The organism is Rubripirellula lacrimiformis (genome assembly GCF_007741535.1).
Lineage (GTDB): Bacteria > Planctomycetota > Planctomycetia > Pirellulales > Pirellulaceae > Rubripirellula > Rubripirellula lacrimiformis.
This window is the reverse complement of the sequence record NZ_CP036525.1, coordinates 7,171,673-7,189,220: the sequence shown is the minus strand read 5'-3', so window position 1 is coordinate 7,189,220 and position 17,548 is coordinate 7,171,673. Positions and strand designations below refer to the sequence as shown.

Annotated in this window: 10 protein-coding genes and 1 tRNA gene; 5 read left to right on the top strand and 6 right to left on the bottom strand. The window is 57.7% G+C overall.

Going from position 1 to position 17,548, the window contains the following annotated elements; all coding sequences use genetic code 11:
* Nucleotides 1-504: 504 nt before the first annotated feature.
* The gene (locus K227x_RS25125) at nt 505-1,047 is read left to right on the top strand and encodes a transposase (RefSeq protein ID WP_315854324.1); all 543 of its coding nucleotides are present in this window, start codon (nt 505-507) and stop codon (nt 1,045-1,047) included.
* A gap of 632 nt (nt 1,048-1,679) precedes the next feature.
* On the opposite strand, the gene K227x_RS25120 is transcribed toward K227x_RS25125, so the two are convergent.
* On the bottom strand, nt 1,680-2,084 hold the full coding sequence (locus tag K227x_RS25120; protein WP_246146216.1) for a reverse transcriptase domain-containing protein: 405 nt from the start codon (nt 2,082-2,084) through the stop codon (nt 1,680-1,682).
* A 539-nt stretch (nt 2,085-2,623) separates the two neighbouring features.
* Between K227x_RS25120 and K227x_RS25115 the strand changes: the two genes are divergently transcribed.
* From K227x_RS25115 to K227x_RS25100, 4 genes are all read left to right on the top strand, one after another.
* Complete coding sequence (locus tag K227x_RS25115; protein ID WP_218933513.1) at nt 2,624-3,232, top strand: sigma-70 family RNA polymerase sigma factor; 609 nt, start codon at nt 2,624-2,626, stop codon at nt 3,230-3,232.
* A gap of 90 nt (nt 3,233-3,322) precedes the next feature.
* Entirely contained in the window at nt 3,323-6,535 is a 3,213-nt protein-coding gene (locus K227x_RS25110) for a bifunctional serine/threonine-protein kinase/formylglycine-generating enzyme family protein (RefSeq protein WP_145174472.1), read from the top strand.
* Nucleotides 6,536-6,673: 138 nt separating this feature from the next.
* Nucleotides 6,674-7,285 (top strand): PEP-CTERM sorting domain-containing protein, encoded by a 612-nt coding sequence (locus K227x_RS25105; RefSeq protein WP_218933512.1) that lies wholly within the window; start codon nt 6,674-6,676, stop codon nt 7,283-7,285.
* 1,528 nt (nt 7,286-8,813) lie between these two features.
* Nucleotides 8,814-9,533 carry a TlpA family protein disulfide reductase gene (locus K227x_RS25100; protein WP_145174466.1) on the top strand — a complete coding sequence of 240 codons (720 nt, stop codon included), beginning with the start codon at nt 8,814-8,816 and terminating at the stop codon, nt 9,531-9,533.
* 69 nt (nt 9,534-9,602) lie between these two features.
* Here the strand turns inward: K227x_RS25100 and K227x_RS25095 are convergent, their stop codons facing one another.
* From K227x_RS25095 to K227x_RS25075, 5 genes are all read right to left on the bottom strand, one after another.
* The gene (locus K227x_RS25095; protein WP_145174463.1) at nt 9,603-11,423 is read right to left on the bottom strand and encodes a serine/threonine-protein kinase; all 1,821 of its coding nucleotides are present in this window, start codon (nt 11,421-11,423) and stop codon (nt 9,603-9,605) included.
* Nucleotides 11,424-11,689: 266 nt separating this feature from the next.
* Nucleotides 11,690-11,762: transfer RNA gene (locus K227x_RS25090), tRNA-Ala, on the bottom strand.
* Nucleotides 11,763-12,539: 777 nt separating this feature from the next.
* Nucleotides 12,540-14,501: a RecQ family ATP-dependent DNA helicase gene (locus K227x_RS25085; protein WP_145174460.1), complete on the bottom strand. Its 1,962-nt coding sequence runs from the start codon at nt 14,499-14,501 to the stop codon at nt 12,540-12,542.
* A gap of 150 nt (nt 14,502-14,651) precedes the next feature.
* Nucleotides 14,652-15,056 carry a hypothetical protein gene (locus tag K227x_RS25080; protein WP_145174458.1) on the bottom strand — a complete coding sequence of 135 codons (405 nt, stop codon included), beginning with the start codon at nt 15,054-15,056 and terminating at the stop codon, nt 14,652-14,654.
* 140 nt (nt 15,057-15,196) lie between these two features.
* Nucleotides 15,197-17,521, bottom strand: coding sequence for a hypothetical protein (locus K227x_RS25075; RefSeq protein ID WP_145174455.1), 2,325 nt, complete (start codon nt 17,519-17,521; stop codon nt 15,197-15,199).
* Nucleotides 17,522-17,548: the final 27 nt, after the last annotated feature.

The window sequence follows — 17,548 nt, the reverse complement described above, 5'->3', positions numbered from 1 at the left end:
GTGCCTAAAGCTCTCGCAGTACCAGCAATGGAAGTTGCTTTGCTGGGGGGCCAGTTCGAACGTTTTTTTGGAGGTCAGCGAAGCAGAGACTTATAGCAACACTGTAGAGCGTGATGGACTCCGCTGCCTCCGCACGCTCACGACCTCTCTCTCGCAATTGTTAAACAGCCGACGGATCCAAGCATGGATTGCTTGCAAGCGCAACCATCCAGTCAGTCTGTAAGGCAAGACCCTTCAGGAAATCGGGGCTGCCGAAGTGATTGCCGAACGCTCACTTGCTGAGCTCTGGCAAAGCTATCTTCGGGACTGGTGTGCGCGTTCGTGCCATCCGGCATGGCATCAGCAGATGAGGAAGCTTCAGGGCAGTGAAGATAAGTTGCGTGAGCAAACATGGTAAAGCAAAGAGTAGGACGAGCGAGTTCGGCGTCATTTTTTCCGGTCGATCCCAAGTGTCTTCGATAGGCCCCTACCCCCTTTTTGCACTCCCGCCCCCTCTCGAGGTGGGTGCGAACGCCCGTCGCTGGTCCCTTTTGGGAGTTCCGTGACACTCTATGGGGTGGCAATGTGCAAGTTCACACCGCCAATGGCATGAGACGCTTTGTCGACAAGACCGATGCCCACGCGCACGCGATTGCCCAGCACGTTGACTATCGACTCGATGCGGGCTACACGATCCCCAGCGTGATGGATGAACTGAGCTCGAAAAACAGGCGTTTTGTCGGACGGCTGAAGACGAACAAGAAACTCGACACGCTGGCAGCCCAACACATCGCCCGTTCGCCGGGGCGACCACCGGCGGGCGGCTACGAGTACACCGTTGAGCTTGGTTCCTACCAGGTCGACTCTTGGGCGCACGCCCAACGCTTGATCCTCGTTGTGGTCGATCAGCCCGATTCCAAGACGGGGCAGTTGAACTTGATGCCGCGTTGGTTCTTCTTGGTGACGAACTGGTCGGAGGATTCTCGTAGTGCCGATGAACTGCTGGCACAGGTGCGACGCGTCCCGAAGAAACCTTGCAAGCACCAATCCGCGATCGCCGATTGTTGATGGTTTGGCGACGTTCTCAACCTTAAGAGCATCGCACGCGGGAAGGACGGAAAGCCCATCGAACTGCGTGGGATGAATCACCTCCTCCGGATCGATGTCGTAGCGGTCGTTGAATACCCCAACGACGGTCTCGGCAGGGTGCGTGGTCTCAGCGAATTCCGATTTCAGCAGGCAGCAGTCCTCTACACGCGGTCGGGCTATTTGGTTCTCTGGGGCCATTGCTTTGGGGTTCAGTGGCTTCGAACTCAAGTCGCCAGTAGTTTTTCGAACATTGCTCGCATGAGTGGTCAACTCAACCCGATGGCCATCGGGATCGCTCACAACAGCGCGCCCGCCCCATGGCGACGGTTTGGGAGGACTGATGATTTTGCACCCCTCCAAGTTACCGATCGGGCTCGGTGCGGATGCATCTGCTCACCAACAAACCTATCCGCGTTCGTGTCGAACATCTCACCCAACATCGGAACCACTCCAAAGTCGCGGATCGCTCCGCCGATCCGTCGCGAAACCAGGATGACGCAATTGGCTATAACCCAGGAAACTTACCTATTTCCCGATACGCCAGAGACCGTCTCGGACTTCCAGGCCATTGTTACGACGTTTCAGCAAAAAATGGGTTGTCGAAAGGGGCATCAAGATGAGTGATCGAAGGAGCCCTCCCCATCGGCGTCCAGTACCCAACTCACATTCTTGCTCGTCGAGGCAACACTCAGCGCATCAAGCGTTTTGTGCTGGCTCTTGCCGGGCCGGAAGCCATAGCTGAATCCGAGAAAGCCCTGCTCGTAAATACACTGCAAAATCCAACCGGCCGATTTCTGGACAATCTTGTCCTCCAGCGAGGCGATACCAATCGGACGTTGCCGCCCGTCAGGTTTGGGAATGTAGATTCTCTTTGATGGTTTTGCTCGGTAGCTTCCCCGATGAATACGACCCTGAAGATCGACGATACGTTCTTCAAGCTCCAGTTCGTAGTCGTGCCACGTCACTTCGTCGATGCCCACCGCAGCGGTCTTGTTCAAGTCGAAGAAGGGCGACATTAGTAAGTCTCCGTTGACGTGATGCAGCAGCGACGTGAACTTCAACTCGGGCTGAGCCCGAGCTGTCTCACGCACGCCTGCCAAACCGTAAGACCTGCCATGTTTCCGCTTCGGTGCGCGGGGCGAGTCGGCTTGACCTGCGTTCTTCTTTGCCGGCTCCCTTCCCTCGGCGGACTCCGCAACAGGTTCAGTGCCTGCGTTGTTCGTCCGATTCGGCGGTATTACGAAGTCGTCTGACTCCCCACCAGCGTTCATGTCAGGCTTTCCCACTGAGTGGTTCCCTGACCGGCCTGAGCAAGTTGCTTAGGCGCCAATGGGATCTCCCGGTTCTCGCGTTTGGAATTTCCACGCATGCACAGGTCCATAGACTCCTCCGTCCAACGACGATGATAAGTCGAGCCATTCCGGTTCAGCACGACATTGGTTTGCTTCGCTCTCGACCAGTGTGTTTAATAGTCTGCGAGTGGGGTGTCAGGCCCCTTGGTGGGAATGGCGGCACGCGGCCGTTACTGTAGCGGCACCCGTTTTGTATTGGTTCCATGATCGATTCAAATGTCAACACACTCTTGTCCAGGATTGCATCCGGCGATGCACAAGCGTCCAGTGATCTGTTGCCACTGGTGTACACCGAGCTTCGCCGAATGGCCAAGCGTCATTTACGCAACGAGAGAGCTTCGCACACGCTCGATCCGACGGGATTAGTGCACGAAGCTTACCTACGAATGGTCGGCTCTGATTCAACTCAGTGGGTCGACTCGGGGCACTTTTTTGCGATCGCGTCGACTGCGATGCGACGCATTCTGATTGAACACGCTCGATCCAAAAATCGTTTCAAACGCGGCGGCAACCTTGTCCGCGTTCCGTTGGATCCGGAAACGTTGGCGGGGCTGGGTGGATTTGAATCTGACCGTCTTGTGCATCCCGAGTATGTGATGGCGCTCGATGAAGGCCTAAATCGACTCCAGCAGGTTGATCCAACAGCGGTCGAAGTGATTCACTTGCGATATTTTGCCGGCCTATCGATCGAGCAAACGGCGGAAGCCTTGGGAATTTCTTCGCGTACGGTTTGCCGATCGTGGAGTTTCGCAAGGGCATGGTTGCACCGCGAAATGTTTGGTGATGCGTGCGACGACGCACCGGCGGCGTGAAGGACTTTCTTAGCGGAAATTTTCAATTCTTTGGCGTACGACCGCTCGCAACGTCGCATCTCTTAGAGCCCCTTTTCGGAAGACGCTGCGATGCGAGAGCGAACCCTGTTCTTGACTGCTAAATCGATCGAGGATCCGACTGGCCGACACGAATACCTGGATCGTGTTTGCGGTAGCACCGGACCGCTGCGCCAGCGAATTGATTCGTTGCTTCGGTCCTCGGCAGGCGTGGGAAACTTCCTTGAAAAGAACGACGAAGACTTGGAACCTGGTGGCACGTTGGATTCGCCTAGCCTGAATTCAGTGACCACGGATTCGCCCACGGCTGAGATGACGGGCTCGACGGCCGACCTCAGTTTTCTGGCCCCCTCGAAAGTCGAAAACAGTCTCGGGCGGCTAGCACATTACGAAATTTTGGAACTGATCGGCCAGGGCGGTTTCGGGATGGTCTTTCGAGCTTCTGATCCGCGACTGGGACGCGAGGTCGCCATCAAGGTTTTGATGCCGCATTTTGCGGTCACGTCACCGCCGCGAAAACGGTTCCTTCGTGAAGCTCGTGCGTGCGCGGCGGTCCGCCACCCCAACGTGGTTCACGTTTACGGCGTGGAGGACGATCCGTTACCCGCGATTGTGATGGAGTTAATCGAAGGATCAACGCTGCAACGAGAACTCGACAATCAAGGACCACTGGAAATCGACGAAGTTCTGCGGATCGCGATCGAACTGGCTGATGGGTTGGCCGCCGCGCACCGAAGCGGATTGGTTCACCGTGACTTGAAGCCCAGCAACGTCCTGTTGGAACACTCGGCTTTGCACCGCGTCATCTTGACCGATTTCGGTTTGGCTCGGACAGTCGACGATGCCAGTTTGACACAGACGGGCGCGGTCATCGGAACACCCATGTACATGGCACCCGAGCAAGCGACTGGAAAGCCGGTCGATGCACGCGCTGATTTGTTCAGCTTTGGCAGCGTCATGTACGTGATGGTCACGGGCCGGCCTCCGTTTCGCGGACCGACATCGATGGCCGTGATGCAGCGGGTGGCTCAGGCTCAGCCGCGTCCGATCTCGGAACTGGTTCCCGACTGCCCGCCGTTGCTTAGTCGGCTGATCGAAAGGTTGATGGCGAAGTCGCCGGGCGACCGGATTCAAACAGCCGAGCACTTGAAAGAACTGTTGGTCGCGACTTCCCATGATCGGGCCGCCGCCCCGACTGATGTCATGCCCGATATCATGCCCGTCGCTGATCCGCCGCCAAGCGTTTTTGACCGTCACAGATGGCGCAGATCGATCTGGGCCGTGATCGCATTCGCCCCACTGATTGCGATCGCAGTGGCGTCAGTTTTTTGGTGGAACCAGAGTGAGCAAGCATCGGCGATCACAAACTTCCCGGCGACCGAAGAAACCAACAACTTGCCGTCAGACGGAATCACTGAGCTGGCTCCGGTGCATGCATCCGTGTCTGATGTTTGGGGGGCTCTTCCGCGTGATGCACCGTCGGTCGCGATGGCTCCGTTCAATACTGATGCGGCAGTGCAGCATCAGCAACGATGGGCTGAGTACTTTGACGTGCCCGTCGATTTCACTGATCCGCGAGGAATCGAGTTTCGGCTGATTCCACCGGGCCAGTTCGCGATGGGGAGTCCTCAGCAGGAAATTGAGATGGCGTCACGGAATTCGTCGCACACCGAAGTCGTCGTGATCGATGCGCCCGTTCGTCAGGTCGCACTGACGCGTCCGTTCTACCTTGCGGTGACCGAAATGACGCAGCAGCAATACGAATCGGTGATGTCGCAAAACCCCTCTCGCTATTCCGCCAACGGTTATCGATCGGATTCGGTGTTCGACGTCGATACCGATAAGTGGCCGGTCGAATCGATGGCATTTTCCGAAATGCAGGACTGCATCAATCGATTGAATCTGCGTTACGGTTTCACGTCCTGGAACGGTCCCGAACGAACCTGGGTCGAGGAAGTTCGCCCGGCCATCGGTTACCGACTGCCCACCGAAGCCGAATGGGAATTCGCGTGCCGCGCGGGAACCGAGACACCGTACTGGACCGGCGATGGCTCCGAAGTGGTTGCGGCCAGCGAGAACGTTCTGATGTTTCATGGAAGTCCCTGGGATGTCGAAAACGGTAAGCCGAATCCGTTTGGCCTACGAAATATGCACGGCAACGTCCGAGAGTTCGTTTCCGATTTTTGTCAGCCGCCCGCCGCCGCTTCTGTCTCTGCTAACGCGAGTGACGGATCCAACCATGCCAAAGAAGTGATCCGAGTCAATCCGTTGTCCACCAAAAGTAAGGACCGAACCTATCACCTGATCCGCGGAGGCGACTACTACTATCCGCCGGTGCGGGGGCGATCGGGTTCAAGCCTTTCTCATGCCCCGGATATCGAACCAGGTGTGATCGTGGGCCTCCGATTGGCGATGAGCGTCGAAACGGGAAGGCGATTGCATGCACGCGCCAAACCAAATGGCCTTCGGGTTACATCCTTTCGCGAAGTTCATGGCGTCGATCGAGAAAACCTAAATCGATGGGTTGAACGCCTCAAAGGCAACCATGTCCCAATCGCAATCAATCTGCGACACGGCGACGACACCAATCTGTTTGACGCGGTCGCGGTCGATCGTCGTCGAAGCGTTCCCAGCGCGGAAGCCGATTGGCGATTCGATGCGATGGCGGACGACGACGCGGCGGGCAAGAACTACCTACGGCTCAACCAGACCCACGGTGAAGTCTGGCGGACGATCATTCCAAAATTCGGAAAGCCGCCTTTGAAATGCGAGGCTTTATCAATTTGGCGGACGGGGCGAAAGGACTGGGGAACTTACAACCTGGGCCCGGACGATCCGAATGCCAAACTAGCAGAATCGTGCCGCGAAGCCTGGATGCCGATCTCAATTTGCCATGTGCGTTCCGAGGATAAGGTCAGCACCCACTTCATGCACATTTATTTGCCGGGGGTCGGTTGCCACGCCTACGCAAGCCTTTCTTTGGACGAGTTCAAAGGCAAACTAAAACTCTTTCGTGCACGTGATTGGCGGCCGATTCTGATGCAAGCCAACACGGGAACGGAAGATTTTCGCATTGCCTGCACGTTTCGCGAAAACAGCGATGCGGTCGCATGGGAAGTCTCGAGCGATCTTTCGACCGCCGAATTCGAAGCTGAACTCTTAGCGCGAAAAGCCGCTGACTTCTATCCCGCTTCGTTCGTCTCGCATGCCGACGACGGAATCGTCAAGTACATCGTGCTTTGGCGATCAATGGCGGCGCCCATTGATGCCGCCGTCCGTTTTTAAACTTGTTTGTGTCCCCCTTTTTCGAAAATGTTTTGAGGCTATCCGATGATTAAGAAATTCCTGCGACTTGGATCCCCACTCGCCGCGTTTTGCATGTCTGTCGCCTTGTCGGCGTCAACTGCGAATGCAGCTATCTTAATGAACTATTCATCCGGGGGCGGCGGATTCACGATCGCTCCGACCAATGTGGATCCGTCGATCACGGGCGATGCACTGACCGCCGAGCGTGGCTTGAGGAGTCTGGGCCTGACCAATTCTTACGGTTTTGGGGACTGGGATCCGACGTCCAATTCGTTTGATGATGCCGTAGCCGTGTTTGATTTTTGGACCTGGGGGTTCTCGGTCAATTCAGGCGAAAACGTCGTGAATTTGGAAGGGATGGACATTCGATTGGTGCGTAACTTCAGCGGGCCCGACGCCTTCGAAATTCAAGCCTCGGTCAATGGTGGTGCCGCGCTTGCGCTCTTCTCGCATGACTTCGGTGGTGAACCGAATCCCGTCAACTTCTTCGGCATCGATCTTGGCGGGTTGGGCACGCTGACACCGGGTGACCGAGTCGACTTCACGCTGGCCGCTTTCAACTCAACGTCGACCTCCGGCAATTTCGGTCTCGTCAACTTCAATAACGGATCGCCGGGACTCGTTGTCAACGGTTCCGTAACGGCGGTTCCGGAACCGTCCATGATTGCGGTGCTGAGTTTGCTGAGCACCGGTGGATTGATCGTGCGACGATATCGCAAGAAGGTTTGACCGAGGCTTCGTGCCTACGCGACCGGAAACGTTTCGCGGGGGGGGCGGCGGGTTTCGTTCTGGGGACGGAAAAGGGTGCGCGAGGAAATCGGCGCACGAAAAAAGCCGCTTGTGATTTCACAAGCGGCTTTTTGAATGGAGGACAACGAAAAAAACAAAGGTTCCAAAAAAACAAAGGTTCCAGGACTCAAAAACTGGCACTCACTTCTGATTCGCCTGAGGCAAGGCGCCTGGGGCCACTCAAGCGAGACGGGCTCCCTGGGACCAGCGCCCGTTTCGCCAATGGTTTCACGCGAGCGTTCGAAGCGACGGAGGAGGAATCTGAAATCATTGTGTATCGGGTTTGGGCTGTTCGTTCACGCCCTCTATGGGGTGGCAATGTGCACCTGTTCTACGTGGTTTCAGGACTGATGGTCGCCACGTTCGGCGTCTTATTTTCCCTTGGAATAGTTGGCCAATGGTGGGCCGCGTCGCGTCGATGGCGTGTGCGGAACGGTTCCCATCCGCGATTCACTTGCCCCGCACGCCCATCGCATGAACCGTGGGGTGCAGGCGAGCGGCGGCAACCTGTTTTCGTGGGCGACACGCTTGAGTTCACACAATCAGGTACCCTGAAGACTGGGGAATATCACCCTGTGAACGATACATCTCGGGATGCGACATTTAGACTAGACGATCATGATTGTGACGTCGGAACTTTCACTGCGTTTTCTCCATGCGGCGATCTGCTTGACGCTGTTGAAATGCGCAGACGCAACGACGTCCATCCGACTGAAATCCTCCGGCACTAACGTGAAGTTAAACACTGACGCATCGCGTCTCCGATCAGTATCAACCTGGCTTCTGCTGCTTGCATCGATCTTCGTGTGCACCGTTGCTGTGCTCGCATTTCTGCTTGGGTTTCCTTACCTCCGACCGCCAATGGACCCGGTGACCCAGCAGCAATGGACGGCGTCAGAACGAGAACTGGAAGCAATGGTCGGCCAATCAACGCCAGCTTTCGTTGGGGGGCAATGAAAAAACAAAGGTTCCAGGACTCAAAAACTGGCACTCACTTCTGATTCGCCTGAGGCAAGGCGCCTGGGGCCACTCAAGCGAGACGGGCTCCCTGGGACCAGCGCCCGTTTCGCCAATGGTTTCACGCGAGCGTTCGAAGCGACGGAGGAGGAATCTGAAATCATTGTGTATCGGGTTTGGGCTGTTCGTTCACGCCCTCGATGGGGTGGCAATGTGCACCTGTTATACGTGGTTTCAAGACTGATGGTCGCCACGTTCGGCGTATTATTTCCCCTTGGAGTAGTTGGCCAATGGTGGGCCGCGTCGCGTCGATGGCGTGTGCGGAACGGTTCCCATCCGCGATTCACTTGCCCCGCACGCCCATCGCAAGAACCGTGGGGTGCAGGCGAGCGGCGGCAACCTGTTTTCGTGGGCGACACGCTTGAGTTCACACAATCAGGTACCCTGAAGACTGGGGAATATCACCCTGTGAACGATACATCTCGGGATGCGACATTTAGACTAGACGATCATGATTGTGACGTCGGAACTTTCACTGCGTTTTCTCCATGCGGCGATCTGCTTGACGCTGTTGAAATGCGCAGACGCAACGACGTCCATCCGACTGAAATCCTCCGGCACTAACGTGAAGTTAAACGCTGACGCATCGCGTCTCCGATCAGTATCAACCTGGCTTCTGCTGCTTGCATCGATCTTCGTGTGCACCGTTGCTGTGCTCGCATTTCTGCTTGGGTTTCCTTACCTCCGACCGCCAATGGACCCGGTGACCCAGCAGCAATGGACGGCGTCAGAACGAGAACTGGAAGCAATGGTCGGCCAATCAACGCCAGCTTTCGTTGGGGGGCAATGGGTTGGCGGGACAGAACCCGTCGTTTCTGGCAAACCTCGTTTGCTATTCTTCTGGGCGACCTGGTGCTCGGTCTGTGATCCGTACCTTATCGATTTACAGAACTTGGTTGGCGAGGATGTCGTGATCATCGGGATGCACCCAGCCGGGACGGAGGGGCCGGAGGTTGTAGAGGCGATCCACCGTATGAATCTGAGTTACCCTACCTTCCTGTCGACCGACGAGAGAGGTCCTACTGCTCCCATCGCAGGTTTTCCGGTAACGTTTTTCCCGTACTCCATCCTCGTTGATTCTGATGGTAAGGTTGTTTCACACGGTCCAGGCCTTGGGGAAACCAAAGAAAAGCTTTTGATGATGTCCCAGAGGAGTCTTGAATCGAAATGACACTGGGAGAGCAATCGCCACTGAGCAAAAAAATTGGCCCTTCCGTCGCGGGGTTGCAACTCTGCAGGGTTAATTCAAAACCGGTGTGAATTGAATTTTCTCTAGGGCGAATTCGCCAGTCGCACCAAGGAAAATGGACCGTCTGTCGGGGATCTCCCAGCCCGGTGGCATTTCAATTTGAGCTGGCTCTCCACTCCATCGAATCGCTTCGGCACCATCAATCAGAACCACGATTTCATGCGTGCGGACCCTTAGTTCAACGATGCGTAATTCGTCAATCTCAAAGAAGAAACCTTCCGTCCAGGTTGGTAACAATTCGTGCGCTGCGATTCCGTCGATGCGTTCGATGAAGCAGCCACCAACGTCCCGGTGAGTACCAACCGCCAACATGCCTCGTGAGTCTTCAATAGGGAAAGCAATGTTCAAGCCACCGAAGCGTTCGTTGGCGTCGCTGCGACGTGCGACTGCGAGTTTCAGATCGTACTCAGCGGGTACGTCGAGAGGCAGTTCCAGTACGGCGCGGAGCCCACGCTTGAAGTCTGGTGTCATCAATTGATCCGCTTCAATTCGCCACTGACCAATGATGCTGTCCCGGACCACGTCAATCTTCTTGATCGCATCGATGTGTGGGTACTCTTGGTTGGCTTTCGGTGCCGCCGGCATAGGGGGCGTACCGTGTTGTGTCGGTTTGGATGCCCAGGATCCGACCTTTGTTGATTTGAAGAGCCAAGGACCGAAAAACAGCAAGAGCACAGTGACGCTGCACACCAAGACGACCGCCCCGAGCACCCACCGCCGCCACACCGATCGTTGCGCGGTCGCAGGAGTATCGTCGTTTTTGCTCGTCGGCAATGTGTCCTGATCGACGGTGGTGAATGGAGTCAACGCTTCGATCACTTCGCTGGGCGTTTGAAAGCGATCTTTGGGGTCAGGAGACATCATCCGCTTGATGACATCTCGCAAGCTGCCCGGCACTTGCTGCTGATCGATCGCATCTTTAAGCGAAGCAGCTTTGGCTTGATCAACGCCAAGCTCTTCCGCTTCTTTTTTCGCACGTGGCGGTCGGCCGTACAACAGAAAATGCAGTGTGGCTCCTAGTGAGTAAAGATCGCTGCGAACATCCGCTTGACGTGCATCTTGAGCTTGTTCAGGTGCCACATAATCCGGCGTTCCCATGAACGTTCCAATCGCGGTGATGCTATGGGTTGCGGCCTTCGCGTTTTCGCCTGAATCGTCTGGCATGGCAAAGGAAGCCAAGCCGAAATCGAGAATTTTGATCGTGATACCAGGCAACTTCAAAGGGCTCTCACGAAGGTGGTTCTTCGATTCGGACATCAACATCAAATTCTGGGGTTTGATGTCGCGATGGACCATGCCATTTTCAAAAGCATGCTGTAAGCCGGCAGCGACCTGGACTATGCACTCGCAGGCAACAGGAATGGATAGAGGTCCTCGCTGCTTCACCAGTTCGGCTAAATCGATACCATCAACATGCTCCATCACCAACAGATGTAGTTCACCGACCTGTTCGGCGTCGAAGGCCGTGACGATGTTCGGATGGGACAGCCGAGCCGCGGCCTTTACTTCTCGCTGGAAGCGTTGAACCGTTTTTGCATTTCGAATCAACTCAGGTTTGATGACTTTGATCGCCACCAAGCGATCCATCAGGCGATGTCGCGATTTATAGACGCTGCCCATACCGCCTTGCCCGATTGCCTGAAGCACTTCGTAGCGTGGATGAGTGGCAAGTTCTGCGGATACTGAAGCCGGCTGCGAAGGGCCTTCGCCAGCGATTGAAAACCCCGAATCACCACCGACCGCTTGGTTCTCGTCAACTGTTTCACGCTCGCCATCATGTTCAGAATCCGGATGCGGAAAGGGGTTGGTCATCACAGACTTCTGAAATAAGCAGCCATACGTCGGGACTATCACTCGTTGCTTAGCGAGCCTTGATGATAGCTGATCCGGAACTGCCTTGTTGACTGCGGCTAGAGTCTTCGAGCTGGCGCTCAGGCCCAGCGGTTCTGGGGTTTTGGGGGAGTAGGGCTTCGGCTCACGTGGCCACGTGACTGTTCCGTTTAGGGTGCGGAAAAGGGTGCGCGAGGAGATCGGCGCACGAAAAAAGCCGCCTGTGAAATCACAAGCGGCTTTTTGAATGGAGGATAACGGACTTGAACCGATGACCTCTACAATGCCATTGTAGCGCTCTCCCAACTGAGCTAATCCCCCGTTTTTGCCGCTTCGGGTAGCGGCTTCTGGTTGGGACACGTACCAAAACGGTTGGTTCGCGCCGTCGCCAGAGACGCAGAAAGTAGCAGGTTGATTTCTAGTGCGTCAAGTGGCGGTTGGAGGACTTTTTTGCGAACCGACGACGATTCCCCGCTGGATAGGGGGCGGGTGCCGGTGGTGCTTGCTTGAGTCAGCCGCTGAGGGAGCTCTGTGGGCTGCTGATTCGGCGGGCCGCCGATGTGGCTCGTGAGGCCGCTAGTCGTTCCAGTGGGGGCCTGGTGACGTCCGCAGTGCATCCGTAAGCACGCGCTGGTACCCGGCCATGGAACCATGGCAGAACGTTGCAGGACCGGACGCTTTCCGGGCTGTTGATTAGGTTCGCCGGTTCCGGCCGACGTTGGGAAGCATTTCATCCACACGTTTTGGGCGGTTTTTGCATGCAGAATTCGCCAGTGGTTGATCGATCGTTGCTTGGTGAGCCGCGATCGCGTGAGCGGCCGGGAATCCCCCCCCTCCCCAATGCCAGTGGCCTCGCAGCCAGCGAGCCAGCATTGCCGCTGAAAGTTCGACTCAATCAACAGGCGGCCGAAAGTTTTGGCCGGGGCTGTGGGATCACCGAAAGTCTTGACGACTTCCGCTACGAAATGCTTCCTAGCGTTTCGTTGAAGCGCAAGCCAGGGTTTCGTCACCGAAGAACCGGGGCGATCGCCCAAACGGCTAACCTGAAAAGTTGAAACCGGATTGGCTGGGGTGGTGCTTGTTGGGCGACGGCGGGGGTTAGTCGCTGGTTCCGCCGACCTGGGTCAGGACCTGTGCGAACGGGATCCGATCGCAAACCCCGTAGCTATCGTGGCGGGTCAGCCGTGAGCGGATGAATCCGGGCGAGGAGAGTCCGCACAGGAATCGGGCTCGGTCGCGGGCGGTGACGAATCGGTCGGGGTATTCGCGGACCAGGTTCTCGATCACTCGCTGGATGGATGATCCCAGCGGCCGCGACGGTGGCTGGGGGATCGATTGCGGACCTTCACCCAGACAGGCGGTGCAGCGGCCGCAAGGTTGGTCGAGGGATTCGCCAAAATGCTGGGACAGTTGGTCAGCCAGGCAGCTTTCCGAACGCGCCAGATCGAAGACGCCTTCCAGTCGCCCGACTTCCCCGCTTTCGCGCCGCGCCAGACGGCCGTGCAGGTCATCGGCGAGCGTCTTGGGATCGTCCAGTCGGTTGACCCAGCGGTACCCGTGGACCAGATCCGACGTCTGGACCTCCAGCCACCCCTGTTCCGCCATGTGTTCGATGGCTTTGACGACACGTTGTCGTTCGGCGCCGAGTTTGCGAGCGGCCAGGACGGTATTGAGCAGGAACCAGGTCCGGCCCTTGGTCAGTGAGGAGAGCACGCCGGCGGCAAATTCGCGAGGTTCGCCTTTGAAGTGGCTGAGGATCTTTTGCGAAGTCACTCGCGGTTTGATCTTGTAGGTGTCGTAGCGGGGCGACGTGGCTTTGATGTAGCCATCCAGTTCCAGGTAAGTCAGCAAGGTCCGGACGACCAGGATGCGGATGTCCGTTTCGGACGACAGTTTGTAGTGCGAGACGTGGAACGTGTCGGCTTGGCCAGCGATCAGGTCGATCAGTCGGCCGACGTTGTGACGCGATGGGGTGTCGCCGTAGGTGAAGTTTTCCAGCACCACGCGGTCGTCGGGCAACAGCAGCAGTTCGCAAACGGAATCCTGGCCATCGCGTCCGGCGCGGCCGATTTCCTGGGCGTAGGATTCCATCGATTTGGGCGGATTGAAGTGATAGACGTAGCGAATGTTCGACTTGTCGATGCCCATTCCGAAGGCGATCGTCGCGACCACAATCCCGCTGTCGGATTGGATAAAATCTTGCTGGATCTGGGATCGCACTTCCGGCTTCATCCCGGCGTGATAGGCGGTGGCTGGATGTCCGTCGGCGACCAGTTGTTCGGCGACTTCTTCGGCCGTCCGCTGCAGCGTGACGTAAACCAGGGTCGGTCCGGGCGGGCGGGTGCTGATCCGATCTAGCAGCACACTGTAGTGCGTTTCCGAATCGACCACGCTGCTGCGCAGTTGCAGGTTGGGGCGAAAGAACTTGGTTCGGATCGCGTCTTCGGGTTCAATCGCGAACGCGTCGCGGATGTCCGCCAACACTTCGGGGGTCGCGGTGGCCGTGAGCGCCAAGACACGTTTGGCCGAAAGCTGCTTGGCCAGTTCCGCCAATTTCAGGTAGTCGGGCCGGAAATTGTGGCCCCATTGGCTGATGCAGTGCGCCTCGTCGATTGCAAACAGAGACACATCCAGCGTCCCCACCGATGCCAGGAACCGTTCGTTAAAGAACCGTTCGGGGGCGACGTACAGCATTTTGATCGATCCGTCGCGGATGCCTTGCATGGCGTCGCGAAATTCCTCGGTCGTCAAGCTGGAATCCAGGCGGGCCGCTCCGATGCCGCGTGCGGCCAATGCATCGCATTGATCTTTCATCAGCGCGATCAGTGGCGAAACGACCACCGTGGTGCCGGGCAACATCAGTGCCGGTAATTGATAGCACAGGCTTTTGCCGCCGCCGGTCGGGAAGACGGCAGCGACGTTCTTGCCGCCCAGAAGCCGCTCGATCACCGCCAATTGGCCATCGCGAAAGCGGTCCATCCCGAATTGCTGAGCCAGGATCTGTTTCGGGTCGCCGGTCACCGTTTCAAGCCCCACATCCAATACTGATGGTCGCGCCATTGCCCCGATCCCCTTACGATTGCGTACTGAATTGACCGCCGCCAAAGTGGCGGTCGAAAGTGTACGCGTGCGCAGTGTCGGGTCAAGAAAAAAATTACCCGTCTAGCGGTTCTGGTCGAACGGTTCGGATCGGGGGTTCTCGCACGATCCTTACTCGTCGTCGCCGCCGGCCAAGACTTCGGCGGCCAAGGCTGGGTCCACGACGCTGGCGTCTTCGAATTCGGGATCGAACAGCATTCCGTAACCTTCGGGAAGGTATTCCAGCAGGGCGTTGCCTTCGACCACGATCCCTTCGACTTCTTCGCCTTCGCCGAACAGGTCTTCCTGTTGGTTGACGAATTCACCGGCGATTTCTTCGGAGGTGAAAACGACTAGAGCTTCGAAGTCTTCGATCTCTGCCGTTAGAGCACCGTAAGCTTCGTCATCGCCGCCTTCATCAGCCACTTCGTCGTCGGCCACGCTGATCAGTACGAATTCGCCAGCCAGGATGGCCTTGCGAATCGATTCTGCGTTGCGTGATTCGGTCAGTGCGGGAAAAGGAGATTTGGTTGCCATGGAAGATGGGTCCGAAGAAAGTGCAGAGTTCAAGTGCAGGGTGGGTGGTCGGCATCAGGTCCCTGTGGCCACGATCGGCATCGGGAACGCCTGTAAGAACGCGAGTATACCGCCACTGCCGATCGGCCCGTAGGCGTCGACTAAGCCATGCCCCATCGCCGGCGCAGCCACCATTCGGCGGACATCGCCACCGCAAAAATCCCGAACAGCGGCCAACCGGTCCAGGGGCCGTCGCCCAGTCGCAGCTTTTCAACGACTGGCGATTGAGCCTGTTTGCGGCGATCCAGGATGGTGTCGACCAGTTCACTGATCTGGCCTGGATCGAAGGACGCGCCGCCGTGGTCGGCCGTCAGCCCCGCTAGCTGTCGCAGGTACATCGGATCGGCCATCGGTTGGGCCAGTTCGCGGCTCTGGTCGATGACCTGGAACGCCAGTTCCGTTGGCGGGATCGTCTTGCCCGTCCCAGTCGTTCCTGCCCCAGCGGATCGCACCCGCAGTCGGTACATGCCGGGTGCCAATTCCGGCAACGTTCCACGGATCGCTTGCCGCGGCGAGTCGGCGGACGAATCGCTGGGCACCTCGGTCGTGACCTCTAACCGGCGAACCGAGGCGGATTCGGTTCCAGGCGGCGAATTTGGATCCTCTGCGGTCGCGCCGGCAGGGACAATTTCGGCGACCAGCGAAACGCCTTGACTGCCGTCGATCATCGCTCGAAATGATGGCGGTTGTTCGGCGCTGAATCGGCGTGAGTCCATTTGCACGACGATGTTGTTCTGCGCGGTTTCTTCGCGTGAAAGAACCCACAACATCACCTGTCGCCAAAAGCGGCGGTGAGCATCATCTTGGCCGCGGCGTCGCCAACGCCAAGTCGATTCGAAGGCTAGCGATGCGACACGGCCGCGCCCATATTGGCCGATCACCAGCAGCGGGTCGCCACGCTCGCTTTCCAGCAACACCTGGACACCGGGGGCAACCTTCGGGCCTAACAGGCGTGTGCCACTGAGCATCGCCGGCAACTGGGACCAAACCGATGCGGGGTCATCGCCACCGAGTTCGGTGATTGGGTGATTGCGAGCCAATTGGATTTTTTCCGGTGCAGCGTCTTGTTCTGCGACGGGGGGGCTGCCGACGGGGCGGCGCCGGGCCGAGTCCATTCGCACGGGCAATGCATCGGCCAGCGGTGACGAGGCATAGCCGCCGATGTCGTAGGTTTGGAAACCGCCCAACGTGACCAGGCCAGCGCCGGCGGCGATCGCTTGCGACAATTGGTCCAGTTGTTGGTTGCCGATCGCTGCGGCATCCAGATCACCCAGCATGTAGACGTCAAATTTCCCTGGTTTGAACCAATCGCCCAGTGGGACGGGCCAGGACGATTGGGTGTCGGTGGGGATCCATCGATACGTCAAGTCCAGGTCGGGGAAACGCCGCAGCGAACGCCGAATCAATGCCTGTTCCTGGTCCAGATTGCTGAACAGGTACAGGATCCGACCACCGCCTTCGCGGACGTCTACAAAAGCGACTTGGCGATTGTTGGTGATCACCAGTTCGCCATCCTGGACGTCGGCGCGGACCTCCAATTGATAGGCACCAGGCGGTGGCGCGGTGACCGCAATCGTGACCGCTTGGGTATCCATCGCCCGATCGACCAGCACGCTTCGAACCGCCGATTCGGTGCGACTTCCATCCTCGGCGATCCACGTCAATCGAACGGGGACGTCGGTTCCCGCCATGGCCCGCGAATGGACTTGAAAGGTAACGTCGACTTGGTTGCCAGCAAACATCTGATACTGCTGGGGCAACGCATCGACGGCAACGTCTCGGGATTCCTGTTCACTGCGGGCCGGCCCGATTGGAACCGTCCACAGGGCAACGCCTAGGGAATCCAGTGTTTCGACCACGCGTCCGGCACCACCGCCGGTGATCGGCGTGGTTTGCGTTCCATCGCCCATCAGCACAACGCCAGCGATGGGCTGGCCCTCGGCGGCCCCGATGGTCGCGGCCATCGCACCCTGCAGGTCGGTTTGTTTGCCGTCGGGGCGGACGTTATCCAAGGCGTCCACGTCGGTTCCCGCGATCGGCCGCGACAGAGCGTCGTAGCCCATCAGCCGGATGTTCAGCGAGGCATCGTTGCCGGCCAATCGGGTCGCAAGTTCCTGCCAAGCGGTTTGCTGAGTCGTCCAGCGGTCGCCACCATCGCCATCGGGAAGTGTCATGCTTTGGGACGTGTCCACGGCAACGATCAACGCGGCATCCACCGGGCGATTGTCAGTGCGCACCAAGGTCGGCCGCAGCAGTGCCAGCAGCAGAGTTGCAGCGGCGACCAATCGCAAACCGATCAGCCAGCGCTGTTGCTTGGGGGCCGTCGTTGGCGGTTTGACCATCACGATCACCGCCACGGTGGCTGCGACTGCGAACATCGCCAGCAACAACGACCCGTAAATCGGTTCAATGGCCAGCGACGTCATCGGCACGTCACCCTGGAATCGTCACTA